24 protein-coding genes are annotated in these 22,600 nt (G+C 47.1%); 3 read left to right on the top strand and 21 right to left on the bottom strand.

The window, feature by feature from the left end; all coding sequences use genetic code 11:
- The 8 genes from C234_RS17750 to C234_RS0106670 form a co-directional block, all read right to left on the bottom strand.
- Nucleotides 1-215 (bottom strand): hypothetical protein (locus C234_RS17750; protein WP_034538222.1); only part of this gene is annotated, 215 nt, incomplete at its 3' end.
- Between the two features lie 395 nt (nucleotides 216-610).
- Entirely contained in the window at nucleotides 611-1,903 is a 1,293-nt protein-coding gene (gene tyrS, locus C234_RS0106700; RefSeq protein WP_027325121.1) for a tyrosine--tRNA ligase, read from the bottom strand.
- 153 nt (nucleotides 1,904-2,056) lie between these two features.
- On the bottom strand, nucleotides 2,057-2,731 hold the full coding sequence (locus C234_RS16065) for a TatD family hydrolase (protein WP_051290190.1): 675 nt from the start codon (nucleotides 2,729-2,731) through the stop codon (nucleotides 2,057-2,059).
- Between the two features lie 304 nt (nucleotides 2,732-3,035).
- Nucleotides 3,036-3,257 carry a membrane protein insertion efficiency factor YidD gene (gene yidD / locus C234_RS0106690; protein ID WP_027325120.1) on the bottom strand — a complete coding sequence of 74 codons (222 nt, stop codon included), beginning with the start codon at nucleotides 3,255-3,257 and terminating at the stop codon, nucleotides 3,036-3,038.
- Nucleotides 3,258-3,424: 167 nt separating this feature from the next.
- Entirely contained in the window at nucleotides 3,425-3,808 is a 384-nt protein-coding gene (rnpA, locus tag C234_RS0106685) for a ribonuclease P protein component (RefSeq protein WP_034537751.1), read from the bottom strand.
- A gap of 16 nt (nucleotides 3,809-3,824) precedes the next feature.
- The gene (locus C234_RS0106680; RefSeq protein ID WP_021644634.1) at nucleotides 3,825-4,571 is read right to left on the bottom strand and encodes a uroporphyrinogen-III synthase; all 747 of its coding nucleotides are present in this window, start codon (nucleotides 4,569-4,571) and stop codon (nucleotides 3,825-3,827) included.
- A 4-nt stretch (nucleotides 4,572-4,575) separates the two neighbouring features.
- Nucleotides 4,576-5,382: a DUF4271 domain-containing protein gene (locus tag C234_RS0106675; protein ID WP_081688131.1), complete on the bottom strand. Its 807-nt coding sequence runs from the start codon at nucleotides 5,380-5,382 to the stop codon at nucleotides 4,576-4,578.
- Nucleotides 5,379-5,966 (bottom strand): LOG family protein, encoded by a 588-nt coding sequence (locus C234_RS0106670; protein WP_027325117.1) that lies wholly within the window; start codon nucleotides 5,964-5,966, stop codon nucleotides 5,379-5,381. The genes C234_RS0106675 and C234_RS0106670 overlap by 4 nt, the downstream gene beginning before the upstream one ends.
- Before the next feature lie 148 nt (nucleotides 5,967-6,114).
- Between C234_RS0106670 and C234_RS17395 the strand changes: the two genes are divergently transcribed.
- Complete coding sequence (locus C234_RS17395; protein ID WP_034541014.1) at nucleotides 6,115-6,303, top strand: hypothetical protein; 189 nt, start codon at nucleotides 6,115-6,117, stop codon at nucleotides 6,301-6,303.
- 528 nt (nucleotides 6,304-6,831) lie between these two features.
- On the opposite strand, the gene C234_RS0106665 is transcribed toward C234_RS17395, so the two are convergent.
- Nucleotides 6,832-8,268, bottom strand: a complete 1,437-nt coding sequence (locus tag C234_RS0106665; protein ID WP_034541013.1) for a hypothetical protein — start codon at nucleotides 8,266-8,268, stop codon at nucleotides 6,832-6,834.
- Nucleotides 8,269-8,447: 179 nt separating this feature from the next.
- Complete coding sequence (metK, locus tag C234_RS0106660; RefSeq protein ID WP_027325115.1) at nucleotides 8,448-9,740, bottom strand: methionine adenosyltransferase; 1,293 nt, start codon at nucleotides 9,738-9,740, stop codon at nucleotides 8,448-8,450.
- Between the two features lie 291 nt (nucleotides 9,741-10,031).
- On the opposite strand from metK, the gene C234_RS17390 reads away from it, so the two are divergent.
- Entirely contained in the window at nucleotides 10,032-10,244 is a 213-nt protein-coding gene (locus C234_RS17390; protein WP_148295222.1) for a hypothetical protein, read from the top strand.
- 380 nt (nucleotides 10,245-10,624) lie between these two features.
- Here the strand turns inward: C234_RS17390 and folK are convergent, their stop codons facing one another.
- The 8 genes from folK to C234_RS0106620 form a co-directional block, all read right to left on the bottom strand.
- The gene (gene folK, locus C234_RS0106655) at nucleotides 10,625-11,119 is read right to left on the bottom strand and encodes a 2-amino-4-hydroxy-6-hydroxymethyldihydropteridine diphosphokinase (protein WP_027325114.1); all 495 of its coding nucleotides are present in this window, start codon (nucleotides 11,117-11,119) and stop codon (nucleotides 10,625-10,627) included.
- Nucleotides 11,120-11,143: 24 nt separating this feature from the next.
- Nucleotides 11,144-11,446, bottom strand: a complete 303-nt coding sequence (locus C234_RS0106650) for a hypothetical protein (RefSeq protein ID WP_021644650.1) — start codon at nucleotides 11,444-11,446, stop codon at nucleotides 11,144-11,146.
- Between the two features lie 30 nt (nucleotides 11,447-11,476).
- Nucleotides 11,477-12,535, bottom strand: a complete 1,059-nt coding sequence (queA, locus tag C234_RS0106645) for a tRNA preQ1(34) S-adenosylmethionine ribosyltransferase-isomerase QueA (RefSeq protein ID WP_021644651.1) — start codon at nucleotides 12,533-12,535, stop codon at nucleotides 11,477-11,479.
- An 8-nt stretch (nucleotides 12,536-12,543) separates the two neighbouring features.
- Entirely contained in the window at nucleotides 12,544-13,269 is a 726-nt protein-coding gene (gene truB / locus C234_RS0106640) for a tRNA pseudouridine(55) synthase TruB (RefSeq protein ID WP_027325113.1), read from the bottom strand.
- Nucleotides 13,270-13,859: 590 nt separating this feature from the next.
- A complete protein-coding gene (locus tag C234_RS0106635; RefSeq protein ID WP_027325112.1) occupies nucleotides 13,860-14,660 on the bottom strand; it encodes an undecaprenyl-diphosphate phosphatase in 801 nt (266 codons plus the stop codon).
- A 74-nt stretch (nucleotides 14,661-14,734) separates the two neighbouring features.
- A complete protein-coding gene (locus C234_RS0106630; RefSeq protein ID WP_021644654.1) occupies nucleotides 14,735-14,965 on the bottom strand; it encodes a DUF3098 domain-containing protein in 231 nt (76 codons plus the stop codon).
- Nucleotides 14,966-15,027: 62 nt separating this feature from the next.
- Nucleotides 15,028-15,915, bottom strand: a complete 888-nt coding sequence (locus tag C234_RS0106625) for a cell division protein FtsX (protein WP_027325110.1) — start codon at nucleotides 15,913-15,915, stop codon at nucleotides 15,028-15,030.
- Between the two features lie 3 nt (nucleotides 15,916-15,918).
- Nucleotides 15,919-16,818 carry a class I SAM-dependent methyltransferase gene (locus tag C234_RS0106620; protein ID WP_027325109.1) on the bottom strand — a complete coding sequence of 300 codons (900 nt, stop codon included), beginning with the start codon at nucleotides 16,816-16,818 and terminating at the stop codon, nucleotides 15,919-15,921.
- 1,261 nt (nucleotides 16,819-18,079) lie between these two features.
- On the opposite strand from C234_RS0106620, the gene C234_RS0106605 reads away from it, so the two are divergent.
- Nucleotides 18,080-20,344: an outer membrane beta-barrel family protein gene (locus C234_RS0106605; RefSeq protein WP_027325106.1), complete on the top strand. Its 2,265-nt coding sequence runs from the start codon at nucleotides 18,080-18,082 to the stop codon at nucleotides 20,342-20,344.
- A 411-nt stretch (nucleotides 20,345-20,755) separates the two neighbouring features.
- Here the strand turns inward: C234_RS0106605 and C234_RS16060 are convergent, their stop codons facing one another.
- From C234_RS16060 to C234_RS16050, 3 genes are all read right to left on the bottom strand, one after another.
- Nucleotides 20,756-21,199 (bottom strand): hypothetical protein, encoded by a 444-nt coding sequence (locus tag C234_RS16060; protein ID WP_034541011.1) that lies wholly within the window; start codon nucleotides 21,197-21,199, stop codon nucleotides 20,756-20,758.
- Nucleotides 21,200-21,460: 261 nt separating this feature from the next.
- Complete coding sequence (locus tag C234_RS16055; RefSeq protein WP_034537214.1) at nucleotides 21,461-21,895, bottom strand: hypothetical protein; 435 nt, start codon at nucleotides 21,893-21,895, stop codon at nucleotides 21,461-21,463.
- A 261-nt stretch (nucleotides 21,896-22,156) separates the two neighbouring features.
- Nucleotides 22,157-22,591: a hypothetical protein gene (locus C234_RS16050; protein ID WP_034537211.1), complete on the bottom strand. Its 435-nt coding sequence runs from the start codon at nucleotides 22,589-22,591 to the stop codon at nucleotides 22,157-22,159.
- Nucleotides 22,592-22,600 lie beyond the last annotated feature (9 nt).

Raw genomic sequence — 22,600 nt, 5'->3', positions numbered from 1 at the left:
GTAAATGACGGGACAGGAATAAATGTGCCGCTTTGTCCCAGTTCTATAAAATCGCCTTTGGAAGTATTGACGCAGGACTGTTCTTCTGCATAACGGGACTTGCTGTCATAAAATCTCCAGACAGGGATATTGAGTTCCGCCAGCCTTGATTTATAAGTTACTTTGTGTTCCTTGCAGTACATAATAATTTCTGCAACTTCTTCTCGTGTCATCATAAGTTTTATTTTTGGGCACAAAGATACTGGTCGAAGAGATTGCAGAAAATACGTGGTTTACCGGAGGCTTACGAACGGAAAGAAAGACGCGATATATCAATGCATATCCCACTACAACCATAATGGTTCAGATACTAAAATAAAAAAAATACAGCCAAAGGAAACCTATGAATATTTTAATAATTAAGCTGCACTCAAGGTTCGAAGAACCTAAATTAAAAGTATATTAAAACGCTTAGCGAGGAAGTTTGACTAATCAAATAAAGATCGCTCTGGCTTGAAACACGAAAAACCGCTATCAAAGGATGAAGAACGTTCCTTGATAACGGTTTTACTTTACGAATAACAGCAGGGGCGACTCTTATGTCAGCTGTGACATCCCCTCAAGTATAATCTTATTTTGCAATCAGCAGGTAGTAGTTCTTCTTACCGCGCTGAACCAGCAAATACTTGTCGTTCAACAAATCGGATACGGTCACTTCACGGTCGAACGCTTCCAGCTTCTCCTTGTTGAGCGACACGCCACCGCCTTGCACGAGTTTGCGCATCTCTCCCTTAGAGGCGAACACTGCGGCATGGTCTGCAAACAGGTCGACAGCTTTCACACCTTCGGCCAATGCGCTGCGCGACACCTCGAACTGGGGAACTCCCTCGAATACAGCCAGCAACGTATCTTCGTCCAGTTTGCGCAAAGCCTCGGAAGTGGCGTTGCCGAAGAGGATGTTCGAAGCCTCTACAGCCGCGTTGTACTCTTCTTCGGAATGAACCATCACGGTCACCTCCTTCGCCAAGCGTTTCTGCAACACACGCAGGTGCGGAGCAGCCTGATGTTCGGCAACCAACGCATCGATTTCTTCCCGGCCGATGGAGGTAAATATCTTGATGTAGCGTTCGGCGTCGGCATCGCTCACATTCAGCCAGAACTGGTAGAACTTATACGGAGAGGTATAGCGCGGATCGAGCCAGATGTTGCCCGACTCCGTTTTGCCGAACTTACCGCCGTCGGCTTTCGTAATCAACGGGCAAGTCAGCGCGAACACCTCTCCCCCGTTGGTACGGCGAATCAACTCCGTTCCTGTGGTGATGTTTCCCCATTGGTCCGAACCGCCCATCTGAAGCTTGCATCCTTTGGTTTCGTACAGATGCAGGAAGTCGTATCCCTGCAACAGCTGATACGTGAACTCCGTGAACGACAGTCCGTCGCGGGCCTCACCGCTCAGACGGCGCTTCACCGAGTCTTTCGCCATCATATAGTTCACCGTGATATGTTTACCCACCTCGCGGGCGAAGTCGAGGAAAGAGAAGTTCTTCATCCAGTCGTAGTTGTTCACCAGTTCCGCACGGTTGGGTTGGTCCGATTCAAAATCGAGAAACTTCGCCAACTGCTTCTTGATGCATGCCTGATTGTGAGCCAGCGTCTCTTCGTCGAGCAGATTGCGCTCCGCCGACTTTCCCGAAGGGTCGCCGATCATACCGGTAGCGCCTCCGATAAGCGCCAACGGCTTATGGCCGCAACGTTGAAAATGGCGAAGCATCATCACCCCGCAAAGGTGACCGATGTGCAACGAATCTGCCGTAGGGTCGATTCCCAGATAGGCTGTAACTTGCTCTTTGCCCAACAACTCTTCCGTTCCCGGCATGATATCTTGCAACATGCCGCGCCATCTCAATTCTTCTACAAAATTCATCGTTATTTTATATTATTTGGTTATTATTCAATCCATAATCCTGCAATAAGCGAAGCCTTCCCGACGGCAAAGCCGCGCAACGTGACTCCGGATTCAGCAGGCGATCTATCCGAAAAGGCAAAATTACGACTCTTTATCTGAATACACAACTCTTTAGCGTTTAAAAAAGACTTTTTGCACATTCTCCCTCAACGTCTCTTGCAGACACTCCGCATCCACCCCGCGGACTTCGGCGGCTCTCCGAATGATGTCGCTGATATCCAGCACGCTTTCATCCGTTTCGAGAAACAGCCGCGAAGCGGGTATCGCCCGCATCGCCTCCTGCGAATAATGCTCACCCAAAGAGAGGTAAAACCCGTGGCGAAGAAGCTGCGAGGCCTGCTCCGACTTCCCCCTAAATCCGTGCCATATCCAAGGTTGAAGGGCCGCCAGACGCTTTTTCACTGCCAACAGTTCATCGACCGCTTTCACACAGTGAATAATGAGCGGCAACCGACAGTCTTCCGACAGGGCTACTTGACGCTCGAAGATTTTCACCTGCAACTCCATCGGGGCGGCAGCCAGCTTGTCAAGCCCTGCTTCGCCTATCGCAACGCACGGCCGGTTCTCGGACTTCCGTCGTTCCAACTCCCGCTGAAGAACGTCCCACAACCGCTCCGAATTTTCCGCAGTCAAATCCCAAGGATGAATACCTATCGAGCAAAAAGGCGCGTCGCAGCAATACGGCGAGCCGGAGGGGCTTTGTGAAAGACCGGACTCTATGGAGTGGGAAAGCGCATCGCTGGAATACGGTGAGTCGCAGGGGCTTTCTGAAAGAGAGGATTCTATGGAGCAAGAAGGCGCATCGCTGGAATACGGCGAGTCGCAGGGGTTCTCTGAAAGATCGGGTTCTATCGAATGAGAAGATTCTTGGTAGCGAACCTGTGAACCGGAGAGGCTTTCTAAAAGGGGGGCCGCTACAGAACAAAAAGGCTTATCGTAATGGTCTGCCCCTTCTGCCCGCAGACGACAGTTGTAAACAGACTCATCGAGACGGTCGGTGCGATGGGTGTGGATATCCAATATGCGATTTACATCTGCTGCCATATCGTTGGTTTTTGAGAGGTGAGGAATTGATTGTCGGTATGAATATCTAAGGAACAGGATCATAACCCGAACCGCCCCAAGGATGGCAGCGCAGGATGCGCCTCACGGTCAAATACAGCCCTTTGAACGGTCCGTGTTTCTTGATGGCTTCTATCGCATAGGCGGAGCAGGTAGGCGTAAAGCGGCACGAGGGAGGCGTTAGCGGAGAGATGCAGAGGCGGTAAAAGTAAATGGGGAGTAGGAGTACGAACGAGAGAACGCGCTTCAACCCCTTTCCCAAAGAAGCATATATGGAAGAAAAGAGTCGCGCTATTACTTGTCTGTATTTCCAAACACTTCCGAAAAAAGCATATACCGAAGAAAAGCGATTGCGGGCTGCCCGTCGGGGATGTCGCGGACGCTTTCCGGAAGAAGTACCTATCGAAGAAGAGGCTTTCATTCGGGAAGCGTTTCGGAAATGCGCAAAAGCGCCGTTTTCATCTTATCCACCAGCTCGGAAGTAGTTACGAACTCATCCGACAAATAGATAAAAGCAATGGCGAGACACTGTCCGCGGCGCAGCAATTCGTCCGTCAGCAAGTGCTTGTTCCTCCGGTAAGCTTCGCGTATCTGCCGCTTCACACGGTTGCGCCGCACCGCCCGTTTGAACTTCCGCTTCGACACGCTGATCAGTATCGAGGCCGGTTGCTTCGCTTCTTCGAGCGGCATATATACAATGCGTATCGGAAAGATGGAAAACGATTTGGAAGTACCGCTTTCGAACATCTTTCCGATTAAAATCTTACTATTCAGCCTTTCGGCTTTACGCAAAGTATACACTGAGCTTTTAGTGAACTTATTTATTGTTTTCCTTGATAAACATATCCAATGCGGCAGTCATCGAAGGAGCCTTCACGGTAGGCGCTTCAAGGTCGAGACGAAGTCCGGCGTCGCGCACAGCCTGAGCGGTAGTGGACCCGAACGTACCGATTTTGATATCTTTCTGGTCGAAGTCGGGGAAGTTCTTCTTCAGCGAAGTCACTCCGGACGGGCTGAAAAACACCAGCATGTCGTAATCGAACTCCTCATCGGGCGCGAAATCATTGCTCACCGTGCGATACATCACCGCTTCGGTATGAGTGATGTGGTGCTTGCTCAGCAGATTCTTCACATCGTCGTTGTGTACATCCGACATCGGAACGAGGTATTTCTCCGTTTTGTGTTTTACAATGGAAGGCACCAAGTCCTCAATCTTCCCGGTGTTTCCGAAGAAGATTTTCCGCTTGCGATACTGGACGTATTTCTGGATATACAATGCAACAGCTTCGGTCACGCAGAAATATTTCATCGTTTCCGGAATAGTGATCCGCAACTCCCCGCACAAATGAAAGAAATGGTCGATCGCATGGCGGGATGAGAAAATAACGGCAGTGTGATCGAGAATTGAAATCTTCTGTTGCCGGAATTCTTTAGCCGAAAGGCTTTCAACCTTAATAAACGGCCGGAAATCGATTTTTACGCCATACTTCTCCGCAATGTCATAATAGGGAGACTTCTCTGACGCAGGCTTAGGCTGCGAGACTAATACTTTCTTAATTTTCAACGTCCTAAAATTTTATTAGCAATAAATTGTTAATCTGTACCATGCTCTGATAGAGTAACAAACAGGGCACAATTTCTAGAGCGCAAAAGTACAAAATTAAAAGGAAAACATCAGTGATTTGATGAGAAAAAAGCTTTATCCACTTATAAAGCATCAATATTTTAGTAAAAAAGAATATAATCGCCCCAAAAACGACCAATTTAGAGAGGTCTAATTCGAAATAAATGAGAAAGAGAACGTACGGAAAAAGAGCGAATCCAAAGTAATAAACCAGCGCGAAATAAGATTCCAACCAAATGCCCGTTTTGTTTTTGTCAAAGAAAATCCACCCCAGAAACATATAAACAACCCATTTCAACAGGACATAGAGCAGACAGCTTCCGGCATAAACGCCCAACAGCAAAAGTGGAGGAATACGTTCCATCAATACCGGACGCACGATGTGGAAATAATCGAAGGCAGCCACTCCCGCCAGCACGGCGGTCTGCACCACCAATGCAACGAGATAACGCACTTCGGTTGATGTAGAAGTGGCAAAAATAGTAGTCCGCTCACGATGCAAGAAAAAAGTGCTCACCTGTGCGGCAAGAAATTTCTTCCCATGTGCCAAAACGATGGAGGTAAGGAAAAAGCAGGCGAGCAAGGTCAGTGCGACGGCATCGTCCATACGCGGAGAATAAGGAAGAGGGGCACCCTCAAAACCGGGCTTCCGTTCCTGCACCGACTTATATTCGGTCAGCCGCAACGTATCTGTCGAAACAAACCTGTCGCGATAGAACAGAGGCAACGTGTCCGGCATTCCTTCTCTCATATAGCCGCGAATTTACGGATGGAGACATCCCAGAGCGAAGTATTATACAGCAGTTCCACAGCCTCTTCGGGCGTTTTCGCCACTTTCCATATATCTCCGTGCTGGCGGCGCATGAAACTTTGGTCGATAGCCCGTTCGAGCATTTCGAGCAGCGGGTCGAAGAACCCGTTCGTGTTGAGTATCACTACGGGGTAAAGATATAACCCCAGTTGCTTCCACGTAATCACCTCGAGCAACTCCTCCAGCGTTCCGCATCCTCCCGGCAGAGCGATAACCCCATTGCTAAGGTCCGCCATCTTCTGCTTGCGCTCGTGCATCGACTCCACCTCGATAAGTTCGGTAAGTCCCGTATGATGCCAGCCCTGCTCTACCATGAAGTGAGGGATCACTCCCGTCACCGCCCCTCCGGCAGCAAGCGCGGCATCCGCCACTGCCCTCATCAGCCCGATGGCTCCCGCACCGTTTATCAGGCGGATTTGCTGTTTGCCAAGCAAGCGGCCCAAAGATTCGGCGGCTTCGAAATATACGGTATCTATCTGAGTACTGGAGGCGCTATATACGCATACGGAATTAATCTGATTCATTGTTTCCTCACGGTTTAATATTCTTATTCGCAGGCAAAAGTACAAAAAAACGGGCGATTATCCGCACTCGGTGCAAGAATATGATTGCAACACATTCTTTGCCTCCCCTTACACGAACCTGAACAAAACGGCAGCTGATGGATAGGTGATGTGGATACTAATTTCTTCCCCTCCTTACATGAATCTTAGTCTGACGACCAAAGACCGTCAATTCATCGAACACATCGGTGCAGGGGGCCCTTACATCAACCTCAACCTGATGATGTCAAACACCGTTATACCCAAACGCGACTTTTCAGGCAGAGGGCTTTATATCGCCTTTACCAATGGTTCTTAGACTCTTACGCCGGCACTAATGAAAGAGGCTTTAAAGATATTTGGGAAAAACCTAACGCAGGTTCATTGCTTGCCGATGTTTTCCATTAGGAGACTCTAAGGATATTGAGGAAGCCCCCCTTTACGGACGGTTCTTAGCTTCTTATGACGGCACCAATAGAAGAAGAGCCAAAGATATTTGGGAAGAACCTAACGCAGGTCCATTGCTTGCCGATGTTTTCCATTAGGAGACTCTAAGGATATTGAGGAAGCCCCCCCTTTACGGACGGCTCTTAGCTTCTTATGAGAGAGCAGTTGTGGAAGCACTTTTCCATATGAGGAAGGCACTCCCCATGCAAGCGCATCGATATTCTTCACCTGCGAAAACGAGAGTTGTAATGTCGACATACAGAAAAATCCCCGGCGGCATCAGCAGCTAAGGGCACAAATGTTTTTCAGAACCGCGACGTCGATATACGGAAAATCCCCCGCTCTGTCTGTGTGGAGCGGGGGATTTTGATTAAATGATTACAGTTAAAAATGCGTAGCTTTACTTTGAAGGAATGTGTATCGCCATACCGAAAGTAACATTATCATCGCTCAATGATCTTTCGTTAGCATAGACCAATTTCAATTTGAGACTCAGCATTTTGGGACCATTGCCATTATTATTTCCCAAATTGGCAGATAGCAACTCAAATTTTGGATGGTCTAAATATACATCAGCAGCAGAACCTTCTCCGCTTCGGAGTGACGTCTTGCTGTTGTCTGTCCAGTCAAGATAATAGTTATGTCCACCTCTTTTGACTTCGAATGAGATATACTTCACCCAAGTCTGAACAGATGGATTTATAACAGACTTTACATCACCAAGAGGTTGTTTTTCAAGTTTTCTCCTCATAAAATCCATCAAATCAGGAGTCGTATAAAGCTCCAACTCGTTTTTCAATTCTCTGAGCGACTTAAATCCTTTAATCTCTTTACTGAAAGAAGCCAAAGGCTCATCACTCCCATTGTTTATCATCAAGTTATAATTCAAGGTGAGCTTACCCTCGGACTCACTGGTACTGTTTGCCCCTACACATTGAACAGCGTACAACTTTTCATCATATCTAATAGCTCGTCCACCAAACAGCGCATAGTTTTTCTCTACTCCTCTCACATACAATCCTTTCGCAAAATCAGCATCAACCGTCACTTTTCCGGCGTAGTAGCTGTTTTTATCTATGGCAAGACGAATGGGAGTTTCGCTTTTTGCGGAGCCGTAAGTCAGGTTGAAAGAGATTTCTCCTCCACCATTCGAGTTGTATTTCATATCCGATATCACAGACTTCTTGATGTCTTCTTCCGTGTAGTAGAAGGGAGTCCCGTCAAAATCAGTGGAATAGAATTCTATCGCCTCGCTAAGGTATTCCGCAGTAAACTTATCGGTCTTTTTTTCACGCAGCAGATAGTCCAGATCGAATTTGGCATATTTGTCTACCCCGGCTTTCCATTTGCCTTGCACACGCTTTCCCATATTGTAATTATCCGGACGCTTGGTGAATCCGTCGAACGTCAATGTCGTTTCGAAAGCCTTATCGTTCACCTTACCTTGCAGATGCAGCACAAACGAACCAGCTGTTTCGTCTTTGCTGTTCACCTCGGCCTTGGTTACTTCGATGTTCTTATCGCCTATTTTCTGAACTCCCTTTACTGTGCGGGTACGCGCAATAGCTGAGTTTACATCTTCGTTGCTAAAACCAAAATAAACCGTTATCTCTTCTTTCGTCACAATCGGAGCCGGAGCAGGCTGTCCGGAGTCAGGTTGTTCGGAGTTTGGAGGAGTAGGGTTGGGATTATCGGAATTGGGATTTTCAGGGTTGCCGGATTCTTTCTGTTGTTCCGGCGCAGGCTTAGGCGCCGGCTGAGGCAAATCAATGGGATCGTCTTTTCCACAAGCCACTAATGCGGCACATACGAATGCTAATAACAATGTTTTTTTCATCTTGAAACTTTTTTCTTTTTACCTTAATTTTTACTTCTGTGACAGAAAACAAACAAAAACACAAAAGTGTTTATCTGCAATCCGTCTAATTAAAAAAATCCGCAACCTGCTCCTTCACAGGAGCAAAGTCACGGATTTTCGTCATCTGTATTATAAAAACAATCAATTGCGTAATGCATTTATAAGCCGAAAGCGGCTTTGATTTTATCTACATAATCGAGCTTCTCCCATGTGAAGAGTTCCACTTCCACAGTTTTAGCTCCCTCATAGCGTGAGGCGAATTTCTTCGTCACCACCTGAGGCTCGCGTCCCATGTGTCCGTAAGCCGCCGTCTCCTGATAGATGGGGTTGCGGAGTTTCAGACGCTCTTCGATGGCCTTCGGGCGAAGGTCGAACAGCTGGTCGATCTTGCGGGCTATCTCGCCGTCGGTCATTTTCACGTGGCTGCGTCCGTAAGTGTCTACGAATATGTTGATGGGGCGTGCCACACCGATGGCATAGCTCACCTGAACCAGCATCTCGTCCGCCACGCCGGCAGCTACCATGTTCTTGGCAATGTGGCGTGCGGCATAGGCTGCCGAACGGTCTACCTTGCTGGGGTCTTTGCCCGAGAACGCTCCGCCGCCGTGCGCGCCCTTGCCTCCGTACGTGTCGACGATGATCTTGCGCCCCGTCAAACCCGTATCTCCGTGAGGACCGCCGATAACGAACTTACCGGTAGGGTTCACGTGGTACGTGATGCGGTCGTTGAACAGCGCCAGCACTTTATCGTGATGAATGGAAGCGATGACGCGGGGCATGAGCACCTCGATCACGTCGCGACGAATCACGGCCAGCATCTCTTCGTCGGCTTTCAGCGCGGCAGCTTCCGAATCATCGGCAGGCTGTATGAAGTCGTCGTGCTGCGTAGACACCACAATGGTGTCGATGCGCACGGGCGTACCGTTGTCGTCGTATTCAATCGTCACCTGACTCTTTGCGTCGGGGCGAAGATAAGTCATCTCCCTGCCTTCGCGACGGATATCGGCCAAAGCCAGCAAGATGCGGTGAGCCAGATCGAGCGAAAGCGGCATGTAGTTTTCGGTTTCGTTCGTCGCATAGCCGAACATCATCCCCTGATCGCCCGCTCCCTGTTCCATCGGGTCCTGACGTTCTACGCCGCGGTTGATGTCGGGGCTTTGCTCGTGGATGGCCGAAAGCACGCCGCAGGAGTTGCTTTCGAACATATATTCGCCTTTGGTGTAGCCGATTTTTTTAATCACCTCACGCGCGATGAGTTGCAGGTCGACGTATGCTTTTGTTTTCACTTCACCCGCCAGTACCACCTGTCCGGTCGTCACCAGTGTTTCGCAAGCTACTTTCGAGCTGGGGTCGTAAGCCAACAGCTTGTCAAGCACGGCATCCGATATCTGATCGGCTACCTTATCGGGGTGTCCTTCCGACACCGATTCGGATGTAAATAAGTATCCCATATCTTCTTTTTTTAGTTTATAAACTCCACGTTAAAAAAAATCAATAACAAGAAATGCAAGGGGAGGGGAAAGAGCATACTGCAATAAATCGCTGAAAACGGGAGTAATAGTCGTGTTTTAGCATTTTTTTCGGTGGTTGCAAGCTGCTCAAATCTATCCACACTTTCATTTCGGGGGACAAAGATAAGGAGAATCGCACAAAACACACACATATTCGCCCCAAATATACACACTTCTTATCTATATTTCCGATATTTTTGCAGTAGCCGTTGGGAAGAATATTCTTGTTCGATGATACACCGGCTATGCCGTGCGGGACTGCAACATGCAAGAAGCAGAGAGCTATACAGTCAGACAGACAGCCGGCTTTGCCTCTATCATTTAGTCGCTGACGAGGAAGCAGAGAGCTATACAGTCAGGCAGACAGCAATATATGATGTTTTAGATGCTAAGGCTGTAGGAAGCAGAGAACTATACAGTCAGGCAGGCGTTTGTCGGGTATAGGCGGATACACTTTTTGCCGTCGTGGGGGGGGTATGTGTGCGAAGTATACATGGGGGCATGTGATGGCACGGTGAGTATATATGGTCAGCATAGATGAGCATATATGGCCAGCACGGTGAGTATATACGGCCAGCGCGGTGAGTATATATGGATAGCGCGGTGAGTATATATGGTCAGCATAGATGAGTATATATGGCCAGCACGGTGAGTATATATAGTCAGCACGGTGAGTATATATATAGGCGGCACGGATGAAGAATATATAGCCGGCACGGTGAGTATATATGGCCAGCGCGGTGAGTATATATAGCCGGCACGAATGAAGAATATATAGCCGGCACCGATGAGTATGTATGAACAGCGCGCAGCAGGTGTTTTTTCTAACAGCGTTCTTTATCCAACAGCCCGGCATGAAGCTGTTCGACCGTTTTTCCCAGAACGGGATGCAGCAGCTGCGGGGCGATTTCCGCCAAAGGCCGAAGCACGAAATCGCGTTCCGCCATCAACGGATGGGGAAGAGTGAGCCGCGCTCCCGAAGGAGAGACGTCGGAAACAACCCAGTCGTCGTATAGAAGGAGATCGATGTCGATGAGACGGTCTTTGTAGGCTCCATTTACCGATTTCTGTTTACGCCCCAGTCGGCGCTCCACAGACTGCGTCCGTTCCAGCACATCCAAAGGGAGCAACCGGGTTTCTACACATGCCGCCGCATTGAGAAAGCTGTTGTCCGATGTAAAACCCCACGGGGCGGTAGCATAAAAAGCAGACAGGGAAACGACTTTCCCTATCTGCTCTTCGATATGCTTCAGCGCCAGGCGAAGGTTTCGCTCCTTGTCGCCTAAATTGGTTCCCAGACTGATGTATACTCTGTGCATGGACACGCTTTTTCGCCTTTCTTCTTATTTCAGCGGAGAGAAGAACTCCACTTTCCCGCATCGCGGACACACATACAAATCAAAAGCCTCTTTGTTCTGAAAGATTTCGAACAGGTTGCCCAGCATACCCGTCTGAAAACCTTCATGAAACTTGTAGCTACCGGAGTAGAGCATGTGCGTGTGGCAGCGCAGGCAGTCCAGGCTCCGTCCGCCGTCTTCTCCTTCGGGCAGCTCGATGATTGCTCCTTCGGGAAAGCTGTAATTGCAGTTCCAGCATATTTCAAAGCTGTCTTCCACCTCTTCGTGGCAAATGGGACATATCTTCATCACATCGGGTTTTGTTGTACAAGAAAATGCTTATTTATCCAGAATCAGCATCGCGTCGCCGTAGGTGCCGAAACGGTAACCTTCTTTCAACGCCACGTCGTAGGCCCCCATCACCTGTTCGTAGCCGCCGAAAGCAGCCACAATCATCAGCAGGGTGGAAAGCGGCATGTGGAAGTTGGAGATCATCGAATTGGCCACCGTAAACTCGTAGGGAGGGAAGATGAACTTGTTGGTCCAGCCTTCGAACTCTTTCAGATGTCCGTCGGTGCTCACGGCGCTCTCGATGGCGCGCATCACGGTAGTGCCCACGGCGCAGACGTTCCTGTTGTTGTCTTTGGCACGGTTCACGGTTTTCACCGCCTCGGCATTCACGAACATCTGTTCGGAATCCATTTTGTGTTTCGTCAGGTCTTCCACATCGATGTCGCGGAAGTTGCCCAGCCCGGCATGCAGCGTAATGTAAGCGAAGTCGATGCCTTTTATCTCCAGCCGTTTCATCAGCTCGCGGCTGAAGTGCAGATTGGCCGTCGGCGCAGTCACCGCCCCTTCGTTGCGGGCAAAGATGGACTGGAAGCGTTCGGCGTCTTCCGGCTCTACCGGACGGTTGATGATGGTGTGCGGCAGGGGAGTTTCGCCCAAGGCATAGAGTGCCTTCTTGAATTCCTCGTGAGACCCGTCGTACAAGAAGCGGAGCGTACGTCCGCGCGAAGTGGTGTTGTCGATCACCTCCGCCACCATCGAGTCGTCTTCGCCGAAATAGAGCTTATTGCCGATACGTATCTTGCGGGCGGGATCCACCAGCACATCCCACAGCCGGAGGTCTTGGTTCAGCTCGCGCAGCAGGAACACCTCGATGCGCGCGCCGGTCTTCTCTTTGTTTCCGTACAGGCGGGCGGGAAACACTTTCGTGTCGTTGAAGATAAACACATCCTTATCATCAAAATAATCCAAAACCTCTTTAAACAGTTTGTGCTCAATCTTGCCTGTGTGGCGGTGCAATACCATCAGACGAGATTCATCCCTGTACTTTGCCGGGTGCAAAGCGATTTTCTCTTCGGGTAACTTAAATTTGAATTGCGATAACTTCATAATATGTCTTAATTTTTAGATTCTTCCTCTGTTTCTATTTCCTGTTTGTCTATCCACTCTTTGAAGTATTCGGGGTTCAGGCAGTCCTCCAGCCGGACATCTCCCACACGCGTGCGAACCAGTTCGGTGAGATGCGCCCCGCTATGGAGCGCTTCGCCGATATCGCGCGCCAAAGCGCGGATGTAGGTTCCTTTGCTGCAAACCACCCGTATCCGTATCTTCGGTTCGGCATCGTCCAACCGGCATTCGAGCAGCTCTACTTCATCTATAACAAGCCGCTTCGGCTTTAGTTCAACTTCCCGCCCTTTGCGCGCCAGCTCGTAAGCACGCTTGCCGTCGACCATGCAAGCCGAAAAAGCGGGAGGTACCTGTTCGATGGTTCCCACAAAGCTTGCCAACACTTCTTCCACCCGCTCCCTCGTGATATGTCCGGTAGGATAGACGGCATCTATCTCGTGCTCCAGATCGTACGACGGAGTGGTCGCCCCCAGCCGGAGCGTGGCCACATACTCTTTGGTGTGGTACTGGAACTCTTCAATGCGCTTGGTAGCCTTTCCCGTACAGACGATCATCACCCCCGTAGCCAGAGGGTCGAGCGTTCCGGCGTGTCCCACCTTCAGTTTCTTCACTCCCATCCGGCGGCAGATATGGTAGCGGACATGCCCCACCACCTTAAACGAAGTCCACCCGAGGGGCTTATTAAAATACAATACTTCTCCTTTCTTAAAATCCACGTTTTTTGTTGTTTTCGTTCCAATGAATCAATTGTTCCACTCAACCGGCTTTAATCATTGCCCAAGTTCGGCGAGAAGGATTTCGGATAAATCCCGCATCCGACCGGCAATTGGTTTCAGACTTTTAATCTTAATCCTAAATTCAATCTCAACTTCAATATCGACGGCCTTACTACTATTTCTCTAACAATTGGTACAGACACCGATAGAGAAAGCTTTCAGGGCCTCTATACTCCTTCGCAGCTTCTCATGCTTTCATCACTAAGCCACCGATAGAAAAGCTTCACTGCTTCGATACTGCTTCTCAGCTTTTCGTCCTTCCATAACGAACCCGCCAATAGAAAAAACTTCGCAGGCTCAATATCACTTGGCGGTTTCTCATGCTTTCATCACTAAGCCACTGACAGAAAAGCTTCACTGCTTCGATACTGCTTCTCAGCTTTTCGTCCTTCCATAACGAACCCGCCAATAGAAAAAACTTCGCAGGCTCAATATCACTTGGCGGTTTCCCATGCTTTCATCACCAAGCCGCCGACAGAGAAAGCTTCACAAACCGCCTGTCTTCCGCCGGATTGCAACCTCTCGCCCGCTTACTCCATCAAGCTGAAGGCAAGCACCGCCAATCCCACGATTGCACAGTAAATGGCAAAATAGACCAGCTTGCCCTTTTTCACGATATTAATCATCCATTTGCAAGCCAGACATCCGGAGATGAAGGCCGCCATAAAGCCGACAAACAGAGAAAATGCGGGAATGTCTCCTGCCAGCGACTGACCTTTCATCAGCTTCAGCCCATCGAGCAATGCCTCACCCAGAATGGGGGGAATCACCATCAGGAAAGAAAACTGAGCCAGCTTCGCCTTATTGTCGCCCAACAGCAGTCCGGTGGCAATGGTGGAGCCTGAACGCGACAAGCCGGGCATCACCGCGCAAGCCTGAGCGATACCGATAACGAAAGCATCTTTCACCGAAATCTTTTCTTTCTGACGCGGCTTATAATAATAGGAGAAAGTGAGCAGGGCGGCCGTGAGCAGCAGCATACAACCCACGATGAACAATCCCGATCCGAAAATCTCTTCTACATAATCCTTGAAAAACAAGCCCACGATAGCGACCGGAATCATCGAGACCAGAATGTTGCCCACATAGCGGGTTTCCTCATTCATTTCAAACTTGAACAGTCCGCGGAATATCCAGTCGATTTCTTTCCATAAAATAACGAGCGTGCTGCATACCGTAGCCACATGCACAATGATTGTAAAGGACAGGTTTTCTTCGGCATTCACACCAAAAAATGCCGACCCGATAGCGAGGTGTCCACTGCTGCTAACGGGCAAATATTCCGTCAATCCCTGAATCAATCCAAGGATTAAAGCTTCTAACCAATTCATTCTTGAGTTCTTAGGTTTTTAGTTTCCGATTTTTCAATAACTACTCCGCATCCTTGCTGCCTGCAGCGTTCTTCTCATCCGCGCGGCTTACGAAGCACGGCATAAATCATGGACAAAAAGCCGGCAAGGCAAACCACAGGCGCCACCCTGACTCTGCGCACACTGAAAATATCCGGCTGGAAAGCCGTTTCAGACGATGAAGGGCCCGTCATGAGCAGAAAGCCGATGATGACTACCGCCATTCCTGCCGCAAGCAAGATAAAGTTCACTTTATCGAAGGCAAATTTCCGTTTATCAGACGACATCTTTATTCAAATTTTGGGATTCTTATTGTTAGTTCTCAATTCTTTAAAACGATGAAAAGCCGCTAAATATAGTACAGCGTGTTGGCCTTCATCTTCAAATATTTATTCATGGAAAGATAAGCGCAAAACCAGGTGATGAGCACGCCGAACACCAGTACGCTTCCGCAAACCACGAGCATCACCCGGGGCGTGATGACCCGCACCAGCTCTTGCTCGTAAGCCACTGCCCAATAGGCCGCCCCCATCAATATGGCATCCGCCAGCAAAGCCGCCACCACACCGCTCCACACGTTCTTCCTCAGGAAAGGACGCCGGATAAACGACCAACTGGCTCCCACCAGCTTCATGGTGTGGATGAGAAAGCGCTTGGAGTAAATGGCAAGCCGTATCGTATTGTTGATCAGCGCGAAAGAGATGAACGTGAGCACTACGGCCAACGCCAGCAATACCAGACTGATGTTGCGGATGTTCTCATTCACGGCATCTATCAGCTCCTTCCGGTAGAGCACATCCTGTATGTTGGTCTCTTTCCTGATCATTTTTTCTATCTTCGCGATGCTGTCGGAATTGGCATAGTCGGAGTGCAGCTTGATTTCGATGGAAGCAGTGAAAGGATTATAGCCCAGAAACTCCTCCGGGTTGGTTCCCATCGCCTCGCTCTGCTCTTTCAACGCCTGCTTTTTCGAAATATATTCGGACTGCTTCACAAAAGCCTCTTTGTTCAGTTTCTTTTGCAGTTTCAGGATGTCGGACTCCTTCATGTCATCGCTGATAAGCACGGAGAAGCTGATGTTCTCGCGGACATAGACCGACAGGTTGTGCGCCGCAAGCACAAAAAACACCACCAGCCCCAGCAACAGCAGAACCAGTGTGGTGCTGATGCTCGAAGTGATGAACTGCATATCGAAAAGCGACGCCGACTTCGGTTTGTATTTATTCTTTTTTCCCATCCATCATCTTTTTTTACGGAATACATATATCATCGAACTGCTCCGGTCTTTATGCCCCAAAGCGCTGAACCATGCAAGCGTGCCGGCGTACAAGCCTTTCAGGAAGCTACATGAGGCTCCGCGGTGCTTCTCGCTCAGCATCGACACATAAAACGCGTCGAACGGCATAGGATGGCGCGCTGCCATGATGAACCCGTGGCGGGAAGCCAGCTGCTGAATGGTAGCCGGAGTGAAGTGCCACAAATGGCGGGGCACATCGTAAGCCGCCCAATACTCGCCGTAACGCGCCGCATCGTAAGAAGAGGCGTTCGGCACTGCCACGATCAGCACTCCCCGTTCGGCAAGCAGCTCACGCAGAAGTTCCCACGTCTCGTTCAGCCGCTCCAGATGTTCCATCACGTGCCAAAGGGTAATCGCATCGAAACTGCCGGGAGCGAACTCTTTCAGCGCAGCTTCCGGCTTTACCTCCAAGCCGAAACGCTCGAGCGCGAACGCCCGCGCCTGCGGACTCTTCTCCACCGCTTCCACTTTCCAACCGCGACGCAACATCGCATCGGCAAAGTACCCCGTTCCCGTTCCGACATCGAGCAAACGCCCTTTCCTGCGGTGCGCCTCTTTCATCACCAGCCGCGCCTTGCGCCCCAGCATATACGAACGCACATAATGGTATACGGTATTCATCATCCCCTTTCGGGTGTCGGTGTGCGAAATGTAATCGGGAGTCTCGTAATATCGTCCTATCTCGGCCTCCACAGGCACTCCCTGAGTGAATGTAAACCCACATTCGCCGCACGAACAAAGCTGAAACCGTTCGCCCGAAGCATAGAAATCCGTACAAGTCATCCCCTCTTTCAAGCGTGTGCCGCCACACAGAGGACAAGCGTTTATCGTGAGTTTATTCATCTATAAAAACCAAATGAAGAGCGTACGGCGAAAGAACGGTAAGAAATCGCAAAGCATCAACCCGTTTCGGCAGTACACTCCATGCCCTAATTTGGTGCAAAGAAACAAATAAAATGTGATGTAAAGGGGTTTCTTTAAGTACTTTTAATAGAAGAAAGAAATTTCTACAGCCGAGAACCCACATTATTCCTGAGGCTTTTTGAAAAAGAAAAAGGGAAGAAGGGAGACAAAGGTCCCGAAGCATATACTGAAAAATAAGAAGCCTCACCGACCTCCTCCCTTTAAAGAAAGTTTGCCCGCTATAAATTAATTTTAACTGACTTATATCAGGGAAAAGCAATAGATACCAATTATTGAATAATTGTCTATAAAGACGAAAATAAAATATTCAGAACTGTTTACTTTTTGAACATTCATATTCATGGCAATTTACCATCTTCTTAAAGTTTTCGCCAAATTTGAGATAATAATTTAAGGTATTGCTATTCAAGGTATCGCTGTCGATGCCTGTATACACCTCCCCATTGTCTTCCGCCAATTACTTCAGAATCTCTATTTCGTAATCTTCCAAACGGGGAGTCATGATTTTTCCTCAAACAGTTTATCACACATTAGTTTGTGATTCAATGTGCTGTACTTCGTATGATAAATAGTTTATTTATACACCAAGGTTCTATTTTTTTCAATAAATCCAACAAAGTTAATTATATCATTCATTAACAGTGAACTAATACATAGAAAACACATAGAAACAAACCTAAAAAACTTCTATAATTCTTTTTAGTTTCAGATTTTTTTCTATATGTTTGCGAATATAAGAACGAATTGATGATGAATCCGTTACTGAACATAGCAGTAAAAAAATGTCAGACCAGACTGTAAAGGCGCGGAACAGAAAGGCGATAAAAGTAAGAAAACACAAAAACAGCAAAGTCATGTTGGATTTTGAACGAACGAACAGTATACCTGAGAAAGTTTTTGTATGGAAAATATCCCGATATGCCGAAATTGTAGTTTACGATATTGGTGCGCTCCCGGATGCAACGCTGCTCCAATAAATACAGAGGGAGGCCCCAAACACAAAGAGAATCCCATCTGCTTATCGCAAGAACCAATCCCAAAATTTTCGGAGATAAATCAAATAATATTGGAATAAATGAAGCGGAATATCCACAATATGGAAACATTGCAAAAAAGTATCCTAAACAGGTTTTTATTTTTCTTGTTGCTATATGGCTTTATGTGTTTTCCACTGCGGCTTATGGCGCAGACATTCAAGCTGAAAGGCGTTGTGACGGATGAAAGCAGGAATCCTATCGACTATGCCAATGTCGTGTGTTTAAACCGTGATTCCATTTGCGTGGGAGGATGTATCACAGATATCTCAGGACGTTTCGGCATTGAGCTTGACACCACTGTATCTTCGATAAGAATCAGCAAAATTGGTTATGTAGCTAAAACCTTCCGGCAGCCATTTTCCTCACAATTTGTTTTGCCGACCGATAATCAGCTTTTGAAGGAGGTCACGGTGATGGGTAAAGCCTCATTAATAAAACAAACAAATACCGGACTTTTGTATGAGTTGAATCATAATAAATATACGAAAGGGTTGAATCTTCTGCAAGCCATGCGCTTTGTGCCTATGCTCGATGTTACTCCCGCCGGGAGGCTGTCTGTAATCGGATATGATAATTATCAGATCTACCTGAATGGTAAGCGGTATGACATAGCTGAAGCAAATACGACGCAGACACTACAAAGCCTTCCCGCTCATTTGGTTAAGCAGATTGAAGTCGTCACTACTGAAGACAATCGTTTTCAAAGCAACGGAGCGGCCATTATAAATATCATTACAGAGAAAAAAATGCTGGATGGTTTTTCTCTCAACACCTCAGTAAATGGAACAACCCAGCCCACAGCAAAGACAAGTGCATCAGCTCTTGCCAAAAAGGGAAATGTCGATTTCTCACTGTCGTACAATTATGACCTGAACACACAACGCCAACAGCCCATAACGCAAGATTATGCTTATCCTAACAGCTTCGTAAATCTTAACGGAAAAGGCAATGGTAATTGGCATAAGCACATAGTCCGGTCAATGGCATCGTGGCAACTTGATACGTTGAATGTCATTTACGCCGATATACATGGCATGATTCTAAAAACGGATTTTAAAACGCTATGGGAGCAGAGGGTTAGAGTAAACAACGAACCCTCCCATACAAGTATGTTTGAGAACAGAAACAACAACACCTCCGGCACCATTGAGTCCAATCTGATATACCGTAATTATTATCGCCACTCGCCACAGCAAGAACGGATAACCTTTGGTTATCGCTATACATACAATCCAGATCGTCGCCACTACAGCCAATTGTGGACGAGTGATGAGTCCATGCTTCAAGACTATCAGGTAAAGACGGACGGTGGCTTACATGAGCACACGGCAAACATTACCTATTCGATGATGATTTGGAAACAGTGCAAAGCTTCAGTCGGAGCTAAATCAATTTGGCGTTTAGGCAATACCACAACTACAAACCATGCTGATATATCGTACAGCCAAAAGTTGTTATATCCCTACATAAGGCTCTCAGGGACAGTCTATAATGTCAATTACAGCCTGTCTTTGAGTAGCGAATATGATTATTTGACAATGAAAACACCGTACGCCGAAAAAATAAAGCATACCAATTCTGAATTTTATTTTACACCCTCATTAGAAGTGTCACGCAGTATCAAAGGGATGCGGATAAGTGCAAATTATACCCGTACCACGAAGCGCCCTACAATTGTCATGCTTAACCCGTTCTTTTCAATGCAGAACGGATATGCCGCCAGTATGGGTAATCCTCACCTGAAATCAGAAATACAAAATCGCGTGTCGCTGAATATATCCAAATTCAAGAAACGGTTTTATTATACCATAGGTGCTGCGTATACGCATTCTGACAATGCCATTATATATCATCAGACAAAAGATAAAGAGAACGACATAATGGTCTCTACCTACGATAATATGGGCAAAGTCACCACTCTGACAGGCAACTTGTTTTTTAACTGGCAGCCTCTCACGGCACTGGTGCTGAAGTGCAATGTAAACGGAGGCTATTACGGACTAAAATATGAGGATAAGAAGCAAAACGATTACACTCTGAATATCTTTGGCTGGATAGACTATTACCTGCCCCATAACTGGCATTTTGGAGCAAATGTAATGCACTTCAAGCAAACGCCGGAGCCGAATAGCACCATCAATGCCATGACACGCTATTCTTTTCTAGTCGGAAAAACTTGGTTTAAAGGCAGACTGACGACTAATATCGAAGTTTCCACCCCTTTCCAAAAATATGTGGCGATGAGAGTTAACACACAGACACCCGATTACACCATCCGTAAGATCAATTACATGAAAGCCCGTTACGTAGGGTTCAATCTATCCTATACGTTCAGGAGTGGTAAAAAAGCGAAAATACAACGAGATACCTCCATGAAACATAACGACCAACAAAGCGGAGTGGAATGATGGGGTTTCGCTACCAAACATCCGTAAAACAACCAATATCCTGATTGGATTTATTAACTATCACAATGTCAGTATGCCCCTCCCTTCTGCAAGCGTATAGCAGCGTGAAAGCAACAAAAAACAGTACAAAGTTTCTGATTCGTTTCATAATTTACATTCTTTTTATATTCATCAATATTTCAGCCAAAACATCCGCAATGTCATATTGGGGGAGTGTATAGCACCGGATAATTTGTAATCGTAATAACAGCTAAATTGCAATGCAACTCCTTTCCCATTGCGCCCGGTTGCAATCAGGCGCATAACAACCATCTACATCAGCGATGCAAAGATACAGTTCCACCTTCCGACTTATAAAAAAGGGAAGAAGGCTTTTACGCCTCCTTCCTCTGAGTAAATATTCTGTGCCTCCTATTCCACCGGCGGATAAACGACCTTCCAATCCATTCGCTCCAAGTCTTCCAAGGTAAGCCGATACACATGGAGAATGGGAACACACTTACGAATGATGTCGCAAGGTTTGGAATGATATTCCCAATAAATATCAAAATCCATAATCAAAAACTGAAGGTATTTATTACGTTTAAAATAGCTTTCCCAAACTCCTCCTAAACCAGGAGGACCATCTTCATTCGGAATAATAAGCTGAGAATTCGGCAAAATACGAGTTGCACCGTTTCCGCACCGAAAAAGCGGAATGAATTCCGATTCCGGATTGATGGGATACTGCTCCTGAACAGCTATACTTCGATCGGAATGATTGACTATCGTAATGTCAGAATGTCCCTCCATTCTGCAAGCGTATAACAGCGTGAAAGCAACAAAAAATAGTACAAAGTTTCTGATTCGTTTCATAATTCACATTCTTTTTATATTCATCAATATTTTAACCCAAACATCCGCAATGCCATATTAGGGGAGTGTATAGCCCCGGATAATTTGTAATCGTAATAATAGCTAAATTGCAATGCAACTCCTTTCCCATTGCGCCCGGTTGCAATCAGGCGTATAACAACCATCTACATCAGCGATGCAAAGGTACAGTTCCACCTTCCGAACTAAAAAAGGGAAGAAGGCTTTTACACCTCCTTCCTCTGAGTAAATATTCTGTGCCTCCTATTCCACCGGCGGATAAACGACCTTCCAATCCATTCGCTCCAAGTCTTCCAAAGTAAGTCGATACACATGGAGAATGGGAACATATTTATGAATGGTATCGCAAGGTTCGGAATGATATTCCCAATAAGTGTCACAATCCATAATCAAAAACTGAAGGTATTTATTACGTTTAAAATAGCCTTCCCAAACTCCTAAACCATGAGGGCCATCTTCATTCGAAATAATAAGCTGAGAGTCTGGCAAAATACGAGTTGCACCGTTTCCGCACTGAAACAGCACAGCAAATTCCGCATTGCCGGGATACTGTTCCTGAACAGATATACTTCGATCGGAATGATTGACTATCGTAATGTCAGAATGCCCCTCCCTTCTGCAAGCGTATAACAGCGTGAAAGCAACAAAAAACAGTACAAAGTTTCTGATTCGTTTCATAATTTACATTCTTTTTATATTCACCAATATTTTAACCAAAACATCCGCAATGTCATATTGGGGGAGTGTATAGCGCCGGATAATTTGTAATCGTAATAACAGCTAAATTGCAATGCAACTCCTTTCCCATTGCGCCCGGTTGCAATCAGGCGCATAAAAACCATCTACCTCAGCGATGCAAAGATACAGTTCCACCTTCCGAACTAAAAAAGGGAAGAAGGCTTTTACACCTCCTTTCTCTGAGTAAATATTCTGTGCCTCTTATTCCACCGGCGGATAAACGACCTTCCAATCCATTCGCTCCAAGTCTTCCAAGGTAAGTCGATACACATGGAGAATGGGAACACACTTACGAATGATGTCGCAAGGTTTGGAATGATATTCCCAATAAGTGTCCCAATCCATAATCAAAAACTGGATATATTTTCGACTCTTAAAATGGCTTTCCCAAACTCCTAAATCATGAGGCCCTCCATAATACGAAGTAGTCATCTGAGAACCCGGCAAAATACGAATTACACCGTTTCCGCACCGAAAAAGCGGAATGAATTCCGTATTGCCGGGATACTGTTCCTGAACAGCTATACTTCGATCGGAATGATTGACTATCGTAATGACAGTATGCCCCTCCCTTCTACAAGCGTATAGCAGCGTGAAAGCAACAAAAAACAGTACAAAGTTTCTGATTCGTTTCATAATTCACAT

The sequence above is a fragment of the Bacteroides pyogenes DSM 20611 = JCM 6294 genome, assembly GCF_000428105.1.
Lineage (GTDB): Bacteria > Bacteroidota > Bacteroidia > Bacteroidales > Bacteroidaceae > Bacteroides > Bacteroides pyogenes.
This window is presented reverse-complemented; position numbering and strand designations above follow the sequence as displayed.

Excerpts from the sequence above, each read along its gene's own strand:
- tyrS (WP_027325121.1), bottom strand. The coding sequence starts at position 1,903 with ATGAATTTTGTAGAAGAATTGAGATGGCGCGGCATGTTGCAAGATATC.
- C234_RS0106675 (WP_081688131.1), bottom strand. The coding sequence starts at position 5,382 with ATGAGAGAAGGAATGCCGGACACGTTGCCTCTGTTCTATCGCGACAGG.
- C234_RS0106670 (WP_027325117.1), bottom strand. The coding sequence starts at position 5,966 with ATGAATCAGATTAATTCCGTATGCGTATATAGCGCCTCCAGTACTCAG.
- C234_RS17395 (WP_034541014.1), top strand. The coding sequence starts at position 6,115 with ATGTGGATACTAATTTCTTCCCCTCCTTACATGAATCTTAGTCTGACG.
- C234_RS0106665 (WP_034541013.1), bottom strand. The coding sequence starts at position 8,268 with ATGAAAAAAACATTGTTATTAGCATTCGTATGTGCCGCATTAGTGGCT.
- metK (WP_027325115.1), bottom strand. The coding sequence starts at position 9,740 with ATGGGATACTTATTTACATCCGAATCGGTGTCGGAAGGACACCCCGAT.
- C234_RS17390 (WP_148295222.1), top strand. The coding sequence starts at position 10,032 with ATGATACACCGGCTATGCCGTGCGGGACTGCAACATGCAAGAAGCAGA.
- folK (WP_027325114.1), bottom strand. The coding sequence starts at position 11,119 with ATGCACAGAGTATACATCAGTCTGGGAACCAATTTAGGCGACAAGGAG.
- C234_RS0106650 (WP_021644650.1), bottom strand. The coding sequence starts at position 11,446 with ATGAAGATATGTCCCATTTGCCACGAAGAGGTGGAAGACAGCTTTGAA.
- queA (WP_021644651.1), bottom strand. The coding sequence starts at position 12,535 with ATGAAGTTATCGCAATTCAAATTTAAGTTACCCGAAGAGAAAATCGCT.
- C234_RS0106635 (WP_027325112.1), bottom strand. The coding sequence starts at position 14,660 with ATGAATTGGTTAGAAGCTTTAATCCTTGGATTGATTCAGGGATTGACG.
- C234_RS0106630 (WP_021644654.1), bottom strand. The coding sequence starts at position 14,965 with ATGTCGTCTGATAAACGGAAATTTGCCTTCGATAAAGTGAACTTTATC.
- C234_RS0106625 (WP_027325110.1), bottom strand. The coding sequence starts at position 15,915 with ATGGGAAAAAAGAATAAATACAAACCGAAGTCGGCGTCGCTTTTCGAT.
- C234_RS0106620 (WP_027325109.1), bottom strand. The coding sequence starts at position 16,818 with ATGAATAAACTCACGATAAACGCTTGTCCTCTGTGTGGCGGCACACGC.
- C234_RS0106605 (WP_027325106.1), top strand. The coding sequence starts at position 18,080 with ATGGCGCAGACATTCAAGCTGAAAGGCGTTGTGACGGATGAAAGCAGG.
- C234_RS16060 (WP_034541011.1), bottom strand. The coding sequence starts at position 21,199 with ATGAAACGAATCAGAAACTTTGTACTATTTTTTGTTGCTTTCACGCTG.
- C234_RS16055 (WP_034537214.1), bottom strand. The coding sequence starts at position 21,895 with ATGAAACGAATCAGAAACTTTGTACTGTTTTTTGTTGCTTTCACGCTG.
- C234_RS16050 (WP_034537211.1), bottom strand. The coding sequence starts at position 22,591 with ATGAAACGAATCAGAAACTTTGTACTGTTTTTTGTTGCTTTCACGCTG.